This is a genomic window from Mesorhizobium sp. LNJC394B00, from assembly GCF_000502555.1.
Lineage (GTDB): Bacteria > Pseudomonadota > Alphaproteobacteria > Rhizobiales > Rhizobiaceae > Mesorhizobium.
The window spans coordinates 238449-253037 of sequence record NZ_AYWH01000004.1 but is presented as its reverse complement, the minus strand read 5'-3'; the positions used below and the strand labels follow the sequence as shown (position 1 = coordinate 253037).

Sequence of the window (14589 nt, the reverse complement as noted above, 5' to 3'; positions counted from 1 at the left end):
AGACTAAGATGAGTGGTGAGTTCGACGACCTCAAGCGGCGCATGGATGGCGCGATCGCCGCCTTCAAGCACGATCTGGCTTCGCTGCGCACCGGCCGTGCCTCCAGCAATCTGCTCGACGCCATCCAGGTCCAGGCCTACGGCACCACCATGCCCATCAACCAGGTGGCGAACGTGTCGGTGCCGGAGCCGCGCATGATCTCGGTTTCGGTATGGGACAAGTCGATGGTCGGCGCGGTCGACCGTGCCATCAGAGAATCCAATCTCGGCTTCAATCCGATCGTCGACGGCACCAATCTCAGAATTCCGCTGCCCGAGCTCAACGAGCAGCGCCGCAAGGAACTGGTCAAGATTTCGCATGGCTACGCCGAGAACGCCCGCGTTGCGGTGCGCCATGTCCGTCGCGACGGCATGGACTTCTTGAAGAAGGCGGAAAAGGACGGCGACATCAGCGAGGACGATCAGCGCAAGCGCTCCGATCAGGTCCAGAAGCTGACCGACGAAACGATCAGCACCATCGATCACCTGCTTTCCGATAAGGAAGCTGAAATCATGCAGGTCTAGGGTCGGCCCACACCGGCCCGAAAGCGAGACAATGGCAACGCCCGCGCATGTCGCGATCATCATGGATGGAAACGGACGCTGGGCCAAGGCGCGCGGCATGCCGCGGCTTGCCGGCCATCGCGCCGGCGTCGAAGCGCTGCGCAAGACGGTGCGCGCCGCGCCCGGTCTCGGCATTTCCTTCCTGACCGTCTACGCCTTTTCGTCGGAAAACTGGTCGCGGCCCAANGCGCGCCGCGCCCGGTCTCGGCATTTCCTTCCTGACCGTCTACGCCTTTTCGTCGGAAAACTGGTCGCGGCCCAAGGCCGAAGTCAGCGACCTGATGGGGCTTTTGAAGCTGTTCATCCGCCGCGATCTGGCCGAACTGCACCAGAACGGCGTGCGCGTCAGGATCATCGGTGACAGGGCGGGGCTGCAGCCGGACATCAGGGGCCTGCTCGAAGAGGCCGAATCGCTGACTGCGCGCAATGAATCGCTGACCTTGGTCATCGCCTTCAACTATGGCGGGCGCGACGAGATCGTGCGCACGGCACGCAAGCTCGCAGCCGCAGTGGCGCGCGGCGAGATCGACGCAGAGGCGATCACGGCAGACACTTTTGCCGGCGCCCTCGACACCGCAGGCATTCCCGATCCGGAGCTGGTCATCCGCACCAGTGGCGAGCTTCGGCTGTCGAACTTCCTTCTGTGGCAGGCAGCCTACAGCGAACTGGTTTTTCTGCCTTGCTACTGGCCTGACTTCAGCCGCGAACACCTGGCCGACGCATTGCGCGATTTTGCTGGCCGCGAGCGCCGTTTTGGCGGGCTTGCCGCTCAAGATGTCGCTGCCTCGTGATCGGCGGCGGGATGAACAATCTTCAGCTTCGCATCGTCTCGGCGCTGGTGCTGGCCGCAATAGCGCTTGGCCTGACCTGGTTGGGAGGGCTGTGGTTCCGCCTGCTTTGCGCCGGGATATCGGCGGTCATCTTCTATGAATGGGCGCGCATGTCGCGCCCCTTGGCCGGTGCGACCCTCGGCTTCATTCCCGAAGCGCTGCTTCTGGTTTTCGTCGTCGCCCTGGTTGCAGGCGTGCCGGCATCGTGGCTTCTGTCTCTTGTCCTGGCCATGGTTGTGGTCGCTGCTGTCGGCGCCCGTATGCGTGGAGCGGCGCAATGGGATGCAGCCGGTCTTGCCTACGCGGCTTTGTCCGGCTTATCGCTGGCGCTGCTGCGCGGCGGCGACCATCCCGGCCTGGTCGCAATCCTGTTTCTGTTCGCCGTGGTCTGGGCGACCGACATCTTCGCCTATTTCGTCGGCCGCTCCGTCGGTGGGCCCAAGCTCGCGCCATCTATATCCCCCGGCAAGACGCAGAGCGGCGCGCTTGGCGGCGCTGTCGGCGGCGTGGCCGCCGGCGTGCTTCTGGCTGCCGCCGCCGGGGCCGGCAATCTTGGCGTCCTCGCCTTGGTTGCGCTGGTGCTGTCGATTGTTGCCCAGGCTGGCGATCTCTTCGAATCCTGGGTCAAGCGCCGCCACGGCCGCAAGGATTCAAGCGCGTTGATACCCGGGCATGGCGGTGTCATGGACAGGGTGGACGGGCTTGTCGCGGCGGCTTTTGCCCTATACGTGATCGGCTGGATTTCGGCGGGCGCCGATCATCCGGCGCAGGGGCTGTTTCCGGCTTGAGTGATATTTCACGGCGAAGAAATGGCGCACGCCACGGATTCGCCTGGATTGATGTCACAGTCGCGGCGACACCTTTCGCCGCGGGTGAATTTGAGGGCATGACTTGAACGAAATTCTTCACGCGTTTTTCAGCACGGAAGGCTTTGTCCTCGGCACGCTGGTGCCGTTTCTGTTCGTGCTGACCGTGGTCGTCTTCATTCACGAAATGGGCCATTACCTGGTCGGCCGCTGGTGCGGCATTGGCGTGAAGGCCTTTTCGATCGGCTTCGGCCCCGAACTTCTCGGCTTCAACGACAGCCACGGCACGCGCTGGAAGCTCTGCGCCATACCGCTCGGCGGTTATGTCAAATTCGTCGGCGACATGAGCGCCACGTCGAGCCAGCCGAGTTCGGAAGATCTGGAAACGCTGACTGACGCTGAACGCAAGGTCGCCTTCCACACGCAACCCATCTGGAAACGCGCCGCCACGGTGGTGGCCGGACCGCTGTTCAACTTCCTTTTGACCATTGCCGTCTTTGCCGTGCTGTTTTCCCTCTATGGCCGCCCTGTGTTTGAGCCGATGGTGGCGGCGGTCACCGCCGGCAGTCCAGCCGCAAGGGCCGGCATTTTGCCAGGCGACCGATTCGTCGCCGTCGACGGCAGCAAGGTTGAGACCTTCGCCGACGTCCAGCGCCTAGTTTCGGGCCGCGGCGGCGACGCCATCACCTTCACCATGTTGCGCGACGGCAAGGAGGTCACGGTCGTCGCGACGCCGGAGCCAATGGAGCAGCTGGACGCACTGGGCAACAAGGTCAAGGTGGCCGTCATCGGCGTCGTCAACAACAAGGATGTCGGCCAGCCCAGGCTGATCACCTACAGCCCTGTCGGAGCAGTCGGCGCCGCGGTCGAGGAGACGGGGCACGTCATTCAGCGCACCGGCCAGTTCCTGCAGCGATTCGTTGTCGGCCGCGAAGACAAATGCCAGCTGGGCGGCCCGATCAAGATCGCCAAGATGTCGGGGCAGGCGGCAAAGCTGGGCTTCCTATGGCTGGTGCAACTCGTCGCCGGCCTGTCGGTCGGGATCGGAATTCTGAACCTTTTGCCGATTCCCCCCCTCGACGGCGGCCATCTCCTGTTCTACGCACTCGAAGCCGTTTTCCGGCGTCCGGTATCGGAGCGGATGATGGAAATGGGATACCGGGCCGGCCTCTTTCTGGTGCTGGGATTTATGGGCTTCGTCTTCTGGAACGATCTGTTTGGGTGCTGAAATCATGAAGAAATTTGGCTTCAGCACCGGCAATGTTGAGACGCCGTTTACCATGCACGGGGGTATGCGTGACGCGAAAGCCACGCATCAGGGTTAAGTAATTACAAATTAACCAGAAGCCTTGCGTGTAGGGAAAATCCGGTTAATACGGTAGGAGAAATTACCGCACGTCCGGTTTTCTCGCCGTGGGGACTTCGAGAAAAGGTACAAAAGCCCGATGAAGGCAGCATCCAAATTTTTGAGCGCCGCGTCCGCGGTGGCTATGTCCGCCGCTCTGGTTGTACCAGGTGCGCTCGCCGTGCAGTTCGTTGCCACATCTGCGGCGCAGGCAGCCGTTGTCTCGAGAGTCGAGGTCAGCGGCAACCAGCGTGTCGACGCCGACACCATCCGCAACTACATCACGATCAAGCCGGGCAAGGCGTTTTCCAGCGCCGATATCGACGATGCGGTCAAGGCGCTGTTCGGCACCGGGCTGTTCTCGGACGTGCAGATCAATCAGGTCGGTTCGACGCTGGTAGTCAAGGTTGCCGAATACCAGGTCGTCAACCAGGTTCTGTTCCAGGGCAACAAGAAGCTCAAGGACAACGCGCTGGCAGTCGCCGTGCAGTTGAAGCCGCGCGGGACGTTCTCGCAGGCAACGCTGGACTCCGATGTCGAGGCGGTAAAGGCTGCCTACAGGCGAATTGGCCGGGATGACGCCGCTGTCACGACGCAGATCATGGATCTCGGCGACAACCGCGTGAACGTGGTCTTCAACATCAACGAAGGCGGCCGCACCAAGATCGCCGCTGTCAATTTCGTCGGCAACAGCGCCTATTCGAGCCGCCGCCTGTCCGACGTCATCGCAACCAAGCGCTCGAGCTTCTTGTCCTTCGTGCTGCGTGACGACGTCTATGACGAGGACAAGCTCCGCGCCGACCAGGAATCGCTGCGCCGCTTCTATTACAATCACGGCTATGCCGACTTCCAGGTGGTCTCAGCCGTCGGCGAGCTCGACGACACGACCAACCAGTACACCGTTACCATCACCGTCCAGGAAGGCGACCGCTATACGTTCGGCGACGTCAGCGTCGAGAGCACCATTCCCGAAGTCGACTCGAAGGCGCTGGAATCGGTGGTTCAGACCCACAAGGGCGACGTCTACAACGCCAAGAATGTCGAGGACACCATCATCGCGCTGACCGAAAAGGTCGCGGGTTCGGGCTATGCCTTCGCCCAGGTGACGCCGCGCGGCGATCGCAACTTCGAGAACCACACCATTTCGGTCGTGTATACGATCGACCAGGGCACCAAGGCGTATATCGAGCGCATCGAAATCCGCGGCAACGACCGCACACGCGACTATGTCATTCGTCGTGAGTTCGATGTCAGCGAAGGCGACGCCTTCAACCAGGTACTCATCCAGCGCGCGAAGAAGCGGCTGGAAAAGCTAGATTACTTTGAGAAAGTCGACGTTTCGACTGTCCCGGGTTCTGAGCCAGACCAGGTCGTGCTCGTGGTCGACGTGGTCGAGAAATCGACCGGCGAGTTCTCGGTTGGCGCAGGTTATTCGACAGGTGGCGACACTGCCGGTCCGTCTGTCGAAGGTTCGGTCGCGGAGCGCAACTTCCTCGGTCGCGGCCAGTACATCAAGGTTTCGGCGGGTGGCGGCAAGAATTCGCGGGACTACAGCCTGTCCTTCACCGAACCCTATTTCCTGGGGCGCCGTATCGCCGCCGGCTTCGATATCTTCCAGCAGACCCGCAACTACGACCACTATGACAGCGAGACGCTGGGTGCGACGGTGCGCTTCGGCCTGCCGATCACCGACAACATCTCGACGCAGTTGGCGTACAATATCGCCCAGGAGAAGTACAAGCTCGACGACGGTTGCTTGACTGCCGGCGTTTATGACCCGGCAAAATGTGACGTCTCCAATGCGATCCTGGAGGGGATTGAGGATAGCCCGTGGATCAAGTCTTCGGTCAGCTTGGGACTGGTCTACAACACCATCGACGATATGAAGAGCCCGCATGAAGGCATCTACGCCACCACGACTGTGGAAGTGGCGGGCCTTGGTGGCGATGCCAAGTTCGTCAAGGTTACCGGTCGTGGCACTGTCTACCAGACGCTGTCAGAACAGCTGGATCTGGTCGGCCTGATTTCGGGCGGTGCTGGTCATATTGCGAGCTACGGCAATGACGGCTTGCGAATCTTCGATCAGTTCCAGAGCAGCGACCGCATGATCCGCGGCTTCGAGTATGGTGGCATTGGCCCTGTGGACCTCAACACAGGTGACCACCTCGGCGGAACCACCTATTTCAATGCGTCGGCGGAAGCTCAGTTCCCGATACCGGTCATTCCGGAAAGCTTTGGTGTGCGCGGCGCCGTGTTTGCCGATGCCGCAACGCTGTATGGCAGCAAGATTAACACTCCTTTGGTCAATCAGGGGTCAGTCGACTTGGAACTGCGCGCCTCGGTTGGTGTCGGCTTGTTGTGGTCATCGCCTTTCGGCCCGATCCGCATTGACTACGCGATGCCCGTCAAGAAGGAAAAGACCGACGACGTGCAGGAATTCAACTTCGGCATGTCGAGCCGCTTCTGATCTTGCGGTAACGATGCTTCCGGGCCGTTGGGGTCCGGAAGAGAATTGATCCGACCTAGCTGGATATTGCTTCTGGAATGACCGATCCGGTGTTCTTCGCGCCATCACGCCGGTATACGGCCGGCGAAGTCGCGAATCTGACCGGCGCATCGCTTGTCGATTCCGATCTTGCCCACATATCGATCGATGCGTTGGCGCCAGCCAACGAAGGCGGCGAGGGTGCGCTCGTCTTCGTCGACGGCAAGCGCAATTTCGCGCTGATGCAGTCGCTGAAGGCGGCGGCCGTGTTTTGTCCCGCCGAGTTCGCGGGCAAGGCGCCGGCCGGCATCGCGGTTCTGGTGCATCCGCGCCCGCAGCAGGCCTTCGCCATGATCGGCCGGCTGCTGTTCCCGACAGCGGCTACGCCGGGGCCGATGACCAGCGAAACCGGGGTCTCGCCGCAAGCTCATGTCGATGCCACGGCGCGTATCGAGGCAGGCGCGATCATCGAAGCCGGAGCGGTCATCGGCCCCCGTGCTTCCATAGGCAGCGGAACAGTCATTGCCCCCCACGCCGTAATCGGTCCCTCCTGCCAGATCGGCCGTGACGGCTACATTGGGCCGGGTGTCAGTGTTCAGTATGCGCTGATCGGCAACCGCGTCATCATTCATGGCGGCGCCAGGATAGGCCAGGACGGCTTCGGCTTTGTCGGCGGCGCCAAAGGCCCTGAGCGTGTGCCGCAGGTCGGCCGCGTCATCATCCAGGACGATGTCGAAATCGGCTCGAACACGACCGTCGATCGCGGCGCCATGTCGGATACGGTCATCGGTCAGGGCACCAAGATCGACAATCTGGTGCAGATCGCCCATAACGTTCGCATCGGCCGCAATTGCATTATTGCCGGGCTCTCTGGTATTTCCGGCTCCGTCACCGTCGGTGATGGTGTCACCATGGGCGGCGGCGTTGGCCTTGCCGATCATTTGACCATCGGATCAGGGGCCAAGCTTGCTGCAAGAAGCGGGTTCATGAGCAACGTGCCGGCGGGCGAGATCTGGGGAGGCTATCCGGCGCAGCCGATGGCGGAAGCCATGCGCGAGATCGCCATGCTGAGGAAGCTCGCCAGGACGCGCAAGCAGGGCGAAGGGGGAAGTAGCTGAGATGGTGCCGGCGACGCTCGAAGCGGTCGATATATTGGGGTTGATGAAGCTTTTACCGCATCGCTATCCCTTCCTGATGATCGATCGCATCATCGAAATCGACGGCAATGATTCTGCCATCGGCATCAAGAACGTGACCATCAATGAGCCGCATTTCCAGGGCCATTTCCCGGATCAGCCGGTGATGCCGGGCGTGCTCATCGTCGAGGCCATGGCGCAGACCGCCGGCGCGATCTGCATCCGTAACCTCAACACGGAAAAGCCGTCGCTGGTCTATTTCCTGACCATCGATAATGCGAAATTCCGCAAACCGGTCGTCCCGGGCGACCAGTTGAAAATCCACGTCAAGAAAATCAAGATGCGCGGCAACCTGCTCAAATTCGCCTGCGAGGCCATGGTGGAGGGCACAAAGGCCGCCGAAGCCGAGATCTCGGCAATGATGGTTACCGGCTGACGGTTCGAAATGCTCATGAAAATACAGACTTCAATCCACCCCTCGGCCGTCATCGAGGCCGGCGCGCAGATCGGCGAAGGCGCCGCAATAGGACCTTTCTGCTATGTCGGCGCTGACGCCGTGATCGGTGACCGCGTCGAACTGGTCAGCCATGTCTCGGTGCTGGGCGCGACAACCATTGGCGCCGGGACCAAGGTCTATCCAATGGCGACACTGGGCGGACCGCCGCAGAACACCAAGCACAAGGGCCGCCGCACCACTTTGGTCATCGGCCAGAACTGCACGATCCGCGAAGGCGTGACCATGCATCTCGGCACCGATTCCAGCCGCGGCGAGACGACCGTCGGCGACAACGGCAATTTCCTTGCCTATGCCCACATTGCCCATGATTGCGTCGTCGGTAAAAACGCCACCTTCGCCAATGGCGCGACCCTGGGCGGCCATTGCGAGGTCGGTGACAGCGTTTATATCGGCGGCCTCAGCGCCGTTCATCAGTTCGTGCGTGTTGGTGACAACGCCTTTCTCGGCGGCTGCTCGGCTTTTGTCGGCGATGTCATTCCCTACGCCATTGCGGTGGGCAATCGCGCCAGCCTGCGTGGACTCAACATCATTGGCCTGAAGCGCGCCGGGTTGCCGCGCGCAGAAATCTACCTGCTGCGCAAGGCTTACAAGACCATCTTCGACCGCTCCCGCACTGTCGGCGAGAACATCGAATTCGCCAAGGCCGAGTTTGCGTCGTCGCCGACGGCCATGAAAATCATCGATTTCATCACCAGTCGCGGCAAGCGGCATTTTGCCGTCCCGTCGCTTAAGGGTGGCGACGGCGACGATGCCGATGACGAAGGCTGAGGCCACTTCAACGGGCCTCGAACTTGCGCCGGACGCCAGGGTCGGCATCATTGCCGGCGGCGGTAGCTTGCCGGTCGAAGTTGCCGCCGGCCTGGCGGAGGCCGGACATCGGCCTGTCATCATCCTGGTCGAAGGTCAGGCCGACCGTCAGTCCGACCTCACAATCTATGAGCGTGAAAGCCTTGCGCTGGAAGACATCGGCTCGCTGGTTGCGTTGCTGAGGCGCCGGCGGATCACCCATCTTGTGCTTGCCGGCGAGATCAGGCGCAGGCCGCGGTTGGTCGACATGCGTCCGAACCTTGGGCTACTGGCACTTATACCCTCGCTCGCCATGGCGCTTGCCCGCGGCGATGACGGGCTGTTGAAGATATTGACCCGCGGCCTGGAGGCACGGGGCGTCAAGGTCGTCGGTGCGCATGAAGTCGTGCCCCGGCTCGTCGCGGCCGAAGGGCCGCTGACCAAAGCAGTGCCGCGAAAGTCCGACTGGCGCGATATCGAGGCGGCACACGCGGCGGCAAAGGCCATCGGCGCGCTCGACATTGGCCAGGCGGCAATTGCCATCGGTGGCCGCACTGTTGCCCTGGAAGGCGTCGAGGGCACCCACGGACTGCTCGAGCGGACGCAGCAGTTGCGCGGCCATGGCAGGCTGGCCGGCAAGACGCGCGGTGTCCTGGTCAAATGCGCCAAGCCTGGCCAGGAATTGCGTGCCGATCTGCCATCTATTGGCCCCCAGACCGTCGAGGCGGCGCATGCCGCGGGGCTCGCCGGCATTGCCGTCGAAGCCGGCCGTTCGCTCATCCTCGAAGGCCCCGCCGTTGTCGCGCACGCCAATGCGCTCGGCCTGTTCGTGTTCGGCCTGCCGGCTGCGGGGGCTGTCCATGGCAGCTGAGAAGCCGCTGAAGATTGCCATCGTCGCCGGCGAAGAATCCGGCGACCTGCTGGGCGCCGACATCGTGCAGGCGCTGAAGCGCATGACCGGGCGCGAGGTGCAACTCGTCGGCATTGGCGGGCGGCATCTGCAGGCGCTCGGACTGGCGCCGCTGTTCGATGGCGCCGAGATCGCGCTGATGGGGCTCAGCGCCNCATCTGCAGGCGCTCGGACTGGCGCCGCTGTTCGATGGCGCCGAGATCGCGCTGATGGGGCTCAGCGCCATCCTGCGTGACTTGCCGCGCCTGATGCGGCGGATCAGCCAGACGGCAAGTGCTGTCGCCGCCGAAAAACCCGACTGTCTGATCACCATCGACAGCCCTGATTTCTCGCTGCGCGTCGCCAAAAAGGTCCGCGCCGCCGATCCGTCAATCCCGACCGTCCATTATGTCTGCCCGAGCGTCTGGGCGTGGCGGCCGGGTAGGGCGGCCGCGATGAAGCCCTATGTCGACCACATACTGTGCATCCTGCCTTTCGAGGTAAAGGAGCTCAGCCGTCTCGGCGGCCCGCCCGGCACTTACGTCGGACATCGCCTCACGCATGATCCAGGCGTGCTGGGCGCGGCCAGGGCGCAAGCCCAGCCGCGCGATCTCTCTGCCGATCACATCAAGACGCTGCTCGTCCTGCCAGGGTCGCGGCGCGGCGAGGTGAGCCGGCTTATCGGTCCGTTCGGCGAGACGGTGTCGGCGCTGCGCGCGCGTGGCCACCGGCTGCGGCTGTTGCTGCCGACGGTGCCGCATGTCGCCGAACTGGTCAAAACATCGGTGGCGCGCTGGGATCAGGAGCCGGAAGTCATCCTCGATCCCGAGCGCAAGTGGCAGGCCTTCGGCAAGGCCGATGCGGCGCTGATCGCGTCTGGAACGGTGTCACTGGAACTGGCGATGTCGGGTGTCCCGATGATCTCTTGCTACAAGTTCGATCCGATCATGCTGATGGCGCAGAGCCTGATCACGGTGTGGAGCGCTGCCTTGCCCAACCTTATTGCCGACCGGCCGGTCGTGCCGGAAAGCTACAACCAGTATGTGCGGCCGCACTATCTGGCGCGGCAGCTCGAGGCACTGTTCTCAGACACCGCCTACCGCGCCTGGCAAAAGGACGGCTTTGGCGAGGTTGCCAGACGCATGGCCACCGACAGGCCCTCCAGCGACATCGCCGCCGATGTCGTTCTTCGCCACATCGGGAGAGCGAATAGGGCTTAGCGAGTGAATAGTGAATAGTGAATAGTGAATAGGATTAACGCACTCTCGACTATAATCAAGCTGCTACTTACTACCTGCTACTTACTACCTGCTACTTACTACTTGCTATTCACTACTTACCATTCACCATTCACTCTCTTTCACCTTTTCGCAATCGGCACGTAGTCGCGTTCCGGGGCGCCGGTATAGAGCTGGCGCGGGCGGCCGATCTTCTGGTGCGGGTCCTCGATCATTTCCTTCCACTGCGCGATCCAGCCGACGGTGCGCGCGACCGCGAACAGCACGGTGAACATGGTGGTGGGGAAGCCCAGCGCCTTCAGCGTGATGCCGGAATAGAAATCGACGTTCGGATAGAGCTTCTTTTCGATGAAGTAGGAATCGGTCAGCGCGATCTTTTCCAGCTCCATGGCGATGTCGAGCAGCGGATCGTCCTTGATGCCGAGTTCGCCGAGCACCTCATGCGCCGTCTTCTGCATGATTTTCGCACGAGGATCGTAGTTCTTGTAGACGCGATGGCCGAAGCCCATCAGCCGGAACGGATCGTTCTTGTCCTTGGCGCGGGCGATGAATTCCGGGATGTGGTCGACATGGCCGATTTCTCCCAGCATGTTGAGCGCGGCCTCGTTGGCGCCGCCATGCGCCGGGCCCCACAGGCAAGCGATGCCGGCGGCGATGCAGGCGAACGGATTGGCGCCCGACGAGCCTGCAAGCCGCACGGTCGAGGTCGAGGCGTTCTGCTCGTGGTCGGCATGCAGGATGAAGATGCGCTCCATGGCGCGCGCCAGCACCGGATTGATCTTGTATTCCTCGCACGGCACCGCAAAGCACATATGCAGGAAGTTGGCGGCGAAGTTCAGCTCGTTCTTCGGGTAAATGAAGGGCTGGCCGATATGGTATTTGTAGGCCATGGCCGCAATCGTCGGCATCTTGGCAATCAGCCGCATCGAGGCGACCATGCGCTGATACGGGTCCGAAATGTCGGTGGAGTCGTGATAGAAGGCCGACAGCGCGCCGACCACGCCGCACATCACAGCCATCGGATGCGCGTCGCGGCGAAAGCCGGTGAAGAAGCGCGACATCTGCTCGTGCACCATGGTGTGGCGCGTTACCCGGTAGTCGAAATCGTCCTTCTGCGCCTTGGTCGGCAGTTCGCCGTAGAGCAGGAGGTAGCAGACTTCGAGGAAGTCGCCATGCTCGGCCAGCTGGTCGATGGGGTAGCCGCGGTGAAGCAGGATGCCGGCATCGCCGTCGATGAAGGTTATCGCCGACTCGCAGCTCGCCGTCGAGGTGAAGCCGGGATCGTAGGTGAAGGCGCCGGTGGTGTTGTAGAGCGCACCGATGTCGATGACGTCGGGCCCGACCGAGCCGCTTCGCACCTTGAATTCATGCGTCTTGCCGGCCAGTTCGAGCGTGGCAGTCGACGGGTGCGTCGTCTTGCTGCCGGTTTCCAGTCTTGTCGCAGCTTCGCTCATTCTCAAACTCCTTCATGTTCCTCATGCCGGCAAGGCAATTCCTGCAAACGACACGTCGAAATCACCGGAATGCGCGAACTCGCCACCGCATTTTAGGAGGTGCGTGCCAGATTGGGCCAAGGCCTAATGTTGCACTGCGAAACCCGCCTTTCAATGCCAATCTTTTTGGGCCAGCTCGCTCCTAATCGATTTGATCCGCAATCCGCGCCAGGCTTTCCTCGCGGCCAAGCACGGCAAGCACGTCGAACACGCCGGGCGAGGTGCTACGGCCGGTAAGGGCCGCCCGGAGCGGTTGGGCCACGGCGCCGAGCTTGTGGCCGCCGGCCGCTGCGAACTCGCGCACCGCGGCTTCAGCCGCGGCAGCCGACCAATCGCCCGAAACAGTCTGCAAAGCGGCATGTGCGCCGCGCAGGATCGCGCGCGCGTCGGCACTGAGCAGTGCTGCCGCCTTCTCGTCGATCGGCAGCGGCCGCTCGACGAACAGGAAGGCCGCGCCATTGGCCAGTTCCACCAGCGTCTTGGCGCGCTCTTTCAGGCCCGGCAAGGCGGCCAGCAACTGCGCCTTCCTGGTGTCGTCGAGACGGGCGGCGATAGCAGATCCGCCTTCGAGGTATGGCAGAGTGGCGACGAAAATGTCGAACAGCTCGGCATCGGCCATCTTGCGCATATGCGCGCCGTTGATCGACTCGAGCTTGGCGAAGTCGAAGCGCGCCGCACCCTTGTTGACATCGCCGATGTCGAACCACGAAATCATGTCCTTGATCGACATGATCTCGTCGTCGCCATGGCTCCAGCCGAGCCTTGCCAGATAGTTGAGCAGTGCCTCGGGCAGATAGCCCATGGCGCGATAAGCCTCGACACCCAGTGCGCCGTGCCGCTTCGACAGCTTGGCGCCGTCGGCGCCGTGGATCAGCGGGATATGCGACATCGACGGGACGTCCCAGCCCATGGCGTTGTAGATCACCGTCTGGCGCGCGGCGTTGGTCAGATGGTCGTCGCCACGGATGATGTGGGTGACGCCCATGTCATGGTCGTCGACGACGACGGCATGCATGTAGGTCGGATTGCCGTCCGAGCGCAGAATGATGAAATCGTCGAGGTCCTTGTTGGGGAAGCGCACCTCGCCCTGCACACGGTCGTGCACCACGGTTTCGCCCTCGGTCGGCGCCTTGATGCGGATGGCGCCCTTGACGCCGGGAGGCGCCTCCGAGGGGGCACGATCGCGCCACTGGCCGTTGTAGCGCGGCGGCAGATCCTTGGCGCGTGCGGCCTCGCGCATCGCCTCGAGCTCGGCAGGCGTCTCGTAGCTGTAATAGGCCTTGCCCAGGCGCACCAGCTCCTCGGCCACCTCACGGTGGCGCGGCGCGCGCTCGAACTGCGATATGGCCTCACCGTCCCAGGAAAGGCCGAGCCAGGTCAGCCCATCCAGAATGGCCTGTGTCGCCGCCTCGTTGAAGCGTTCGCGGTCGGTGTCCTCGATGCGCAGCACCATCGTGCCGCCGGTGTGCTTGGCGTACAGCCAGTTGAACAGCGCCGTGCGCGCGCCGCCGATATGCAGATAGCCGGTGGGCGAGGGGGCAAAACGGGTGACGACCGTGTCGGACATGGAACTCTCGGAACCTTGGAAAGCGAGCGTGATCGCGCGGACTTTCGCGCTTTGCGCGTTCATGTAGCATAGGGGGTCTGGGGCGCAAGGGGCAGACCCGATGGCTGGACGTGGCCGGGGCACGTCGGCAATTATCGGTTGCGTCAACTGGCGCTGGAGCCTTGTAGCACAAAATCTGTTCGCGCCCTCCGCGCAACCTCGTTTGGCAGCAGCGTCAATGTCTGGGTTTCATTCGGCTGCAGCGTCCGTCACAGTGCCTGGAACATCGCTGCGACGGTGGTAGCCCCCTCTGACGAGCGGACATTTCTTCACGGATGCGGCACTGCCCGACTACAACGCCGCCGTGACAGCGTTGGCTTGGTCACGCATATTGACCTTTCTGCAATCATTATCGTGAACACCGCAACTGTGTGCAGGTCGGTCTCGCCACGAAGGAGGCATGATTGAAAGAAGGACTACCGATGACCGAAAACGCCGACCATACGGAGGGTGATCCGTTCTACCATGGTACCCGGGCGGATTTGAAACCCGGGGATCTGCTGAGCGTCGGCCACCCTTCCAATTTCAGAGGTAAACCACTGTCATGGATCTATTTCACCCAGACACTGGAAGCCGCCATCTGGGGAGCAGAGCTTGCAACGGGTGACGGTCGTCAAAGGATTTACATCGTAAAGCCGACGGGGTTTTTTATGGATGACCCTAACCTGACCGACAAAAAATTTCCCGGTAATCCGACGAAATCCTACCGCTCCCGTGATCCGTTGCTCATCCAGGGTGAACTCGGTGAATGGCAGGGTCATACACCGGAACAATTGAAGGCAATGCACGATGGGCTTGCTCGCGTGAGAGCGGAGGGCCAGGATATGATTGAGGATTGAGCGTCCTTGCCAGGTGA

11 protein-coding genes and 2 pseudogenes are annotated in these 14589 nt (G+C 62.2%); 11 read left to right on the top strand and 2 right to left on the bottom strand.

Annotated elements, in window-relative coordinates; translation table 11 throughout:
* Nucleotides 1-8 precede the first annotated feature (8 nt).
* The 10 genes and pseudogenes from frr (at nucleotide 9) to X751_RS01000000163915 (ending at nucleotide 10616) form a co-directional block, all read left to right on the top strand.
* Complete coding sequence (gene frr / locus X751_RS146915) at nucleotides 9-563, top strand: ribosome recycling factor (protein WP_023671027.1); 555 nt, start codon at nucleotides 9-11, stop codon at nucleotides 561-563.
* A 31-nt stretch (nucleotides 564-594) separates the two neighbouring features.
* Nucleotides 595-1393: pseudogene (gene uppS / locus X751_RS01000000163920) on the top strand (polyprenyl diphosphate synthase).
* 11 nt (nucleotides 1394-1404) lie between these two features.
* A complete protein-coding gene (locus X751_RS146920) occupies nucleotides 1405-2220 on the top strand; it encodes a phosphatidate cytidylyltransferase (RefSeq protein WP_023696555.1) in 816 nt (271 codons plus the stop codon).
* A 103-nt stretch (nucleotides 2221-2323) separates the two neighbouring features.
* Nucleotides 2324-3466 (top strand): RIP metalloprotease RseP, encoded by a 1143-nt coding sequence (rseP, locus tag X751_RS146925; RefSeq protein WP_023693444.1) that lies wholly within the window; start codon nucleotides 2324-2326, stop codon nucleotides 3464-3466.
* 217 nt (nucleotides 3467-3683) lie between these two features.
* Complete coding sequence (gene bamA / locus X751_RS146930; RefSeq protein ID WP_023745112.1) at nucleotides 3684-6050, top strand: outer membrane protein assembly factor BamA; 2367 nt, start codon at nucleotides 3684-3686, stop codon at nucleotides 6048-6050.
* 77 nt (nucleotides 6051-6127) lie between these two features.
* Entirely contained in the window at nucleotides 6128-7186 is a 1059-nt protein-coding gene (gene lpxD / locus X751_RS146935; RefSeq protein WP_023745111.1) for a UDP-3-O-(3-hydroxymyristoyl)glucosamine N-acyltransferase, read from the top strand.
* Nucleotide 7187: 1 nt separating this feature from the next.
* On the top strand, nucleotides 7188-7640 hold the full coding sequence (gene fabZ / locus X751_RS146940; RefSeq protein ID WP_023684696.1) for a 3-hydroxyacyl-ACP dehydratase FabZ: 453 nt from the start codon (nucleotides 7188-7190) through the stop codon (nucleotides 7638-7640).
* A 15-nt stretch (nucleotides 7641-7655) separates the two neighbouring features.
* Nucleotides 7656-8489 carry an acyl-ACP--UDP-N-acetylglucosamine O-acyltransferase gene (gene lpxA / locus X751_RS146945; RefSeq protein WP_023745110.1) on the top strand — a complete coding sequence of 278 codons (834 nt, stop codon included), beginning with the start codon at nucleotides 7656-7658 and terminating at the stop codon, nucleotides 8487-8489.
* A complete protein-coding gene (lpxI, locus tag X751_RS146950) occupies nucleotides 8476-9378 on the top strand; it encodes a UDP-2,3-diacylglucosamine diphosphatase LpxI (RefSeq protein WP_023745109.1) in 903 nt (300 codons plus the stop codon). Before lpxA ends, lpxI begins: the two co-directional genes overlap by 14 nt.
* Nucleotides 9368-10616 (top strand): annotated as a pseudogene (locus X751_RS01000000163915) (lipid-A-disaccharide synthase). The gene lpxI and the pseudogene X751_RS01000000163915 overlap by 11 nt, the downstream one beginning before the upstream one ends.
* 140 nt (nucleotides 10617-10756) lie before the next feature.
* On the opposite strand, the gene gltA reads toward X751_RS01000000163915, so the two are convergent.
* Nucleotides 10757-12088, bottom strand: coding sequence for a citrate synthase (gene gltA, locus X751_RS146955; RefSeq protein WP_023671037.1), 1332 nt, complete (start codon nucleotides 12086-12088; stop codon nucleotides 10757-10759).
* 181 nt (nucleotides 12089-12269) lie between these two features.
* Entirely contained in the window at nucleotides 12270-13694 is a 1425-nt protein-coding gene (gene gltX / locus X751_RS146960; protein ID WP_023745108.1) for a glutamate--tRNA ligase, read from the bottom strand.
* A 461-nt stretch (nucleotides 13695-14155) separates the two neighbouring features.
* Between gltX and arr the strand changes: the two genes are divergently transcribed.
* Nucleotides 14156-14572: an NAD(+)--rifampin ADP-ribosyltransferase gene (arr, locus tag X751_RS146965; RefSeq protein WP_023745107.1), complete on the top strand. Its 417-nt coding sequence runs from the start codon at nucleotides 14156-14158 to the stop codon at nucleotides 14570-14572.
* The last annotated feature ends 17 nt before the right edge of the window (nucleotides 14573-14589 follow it).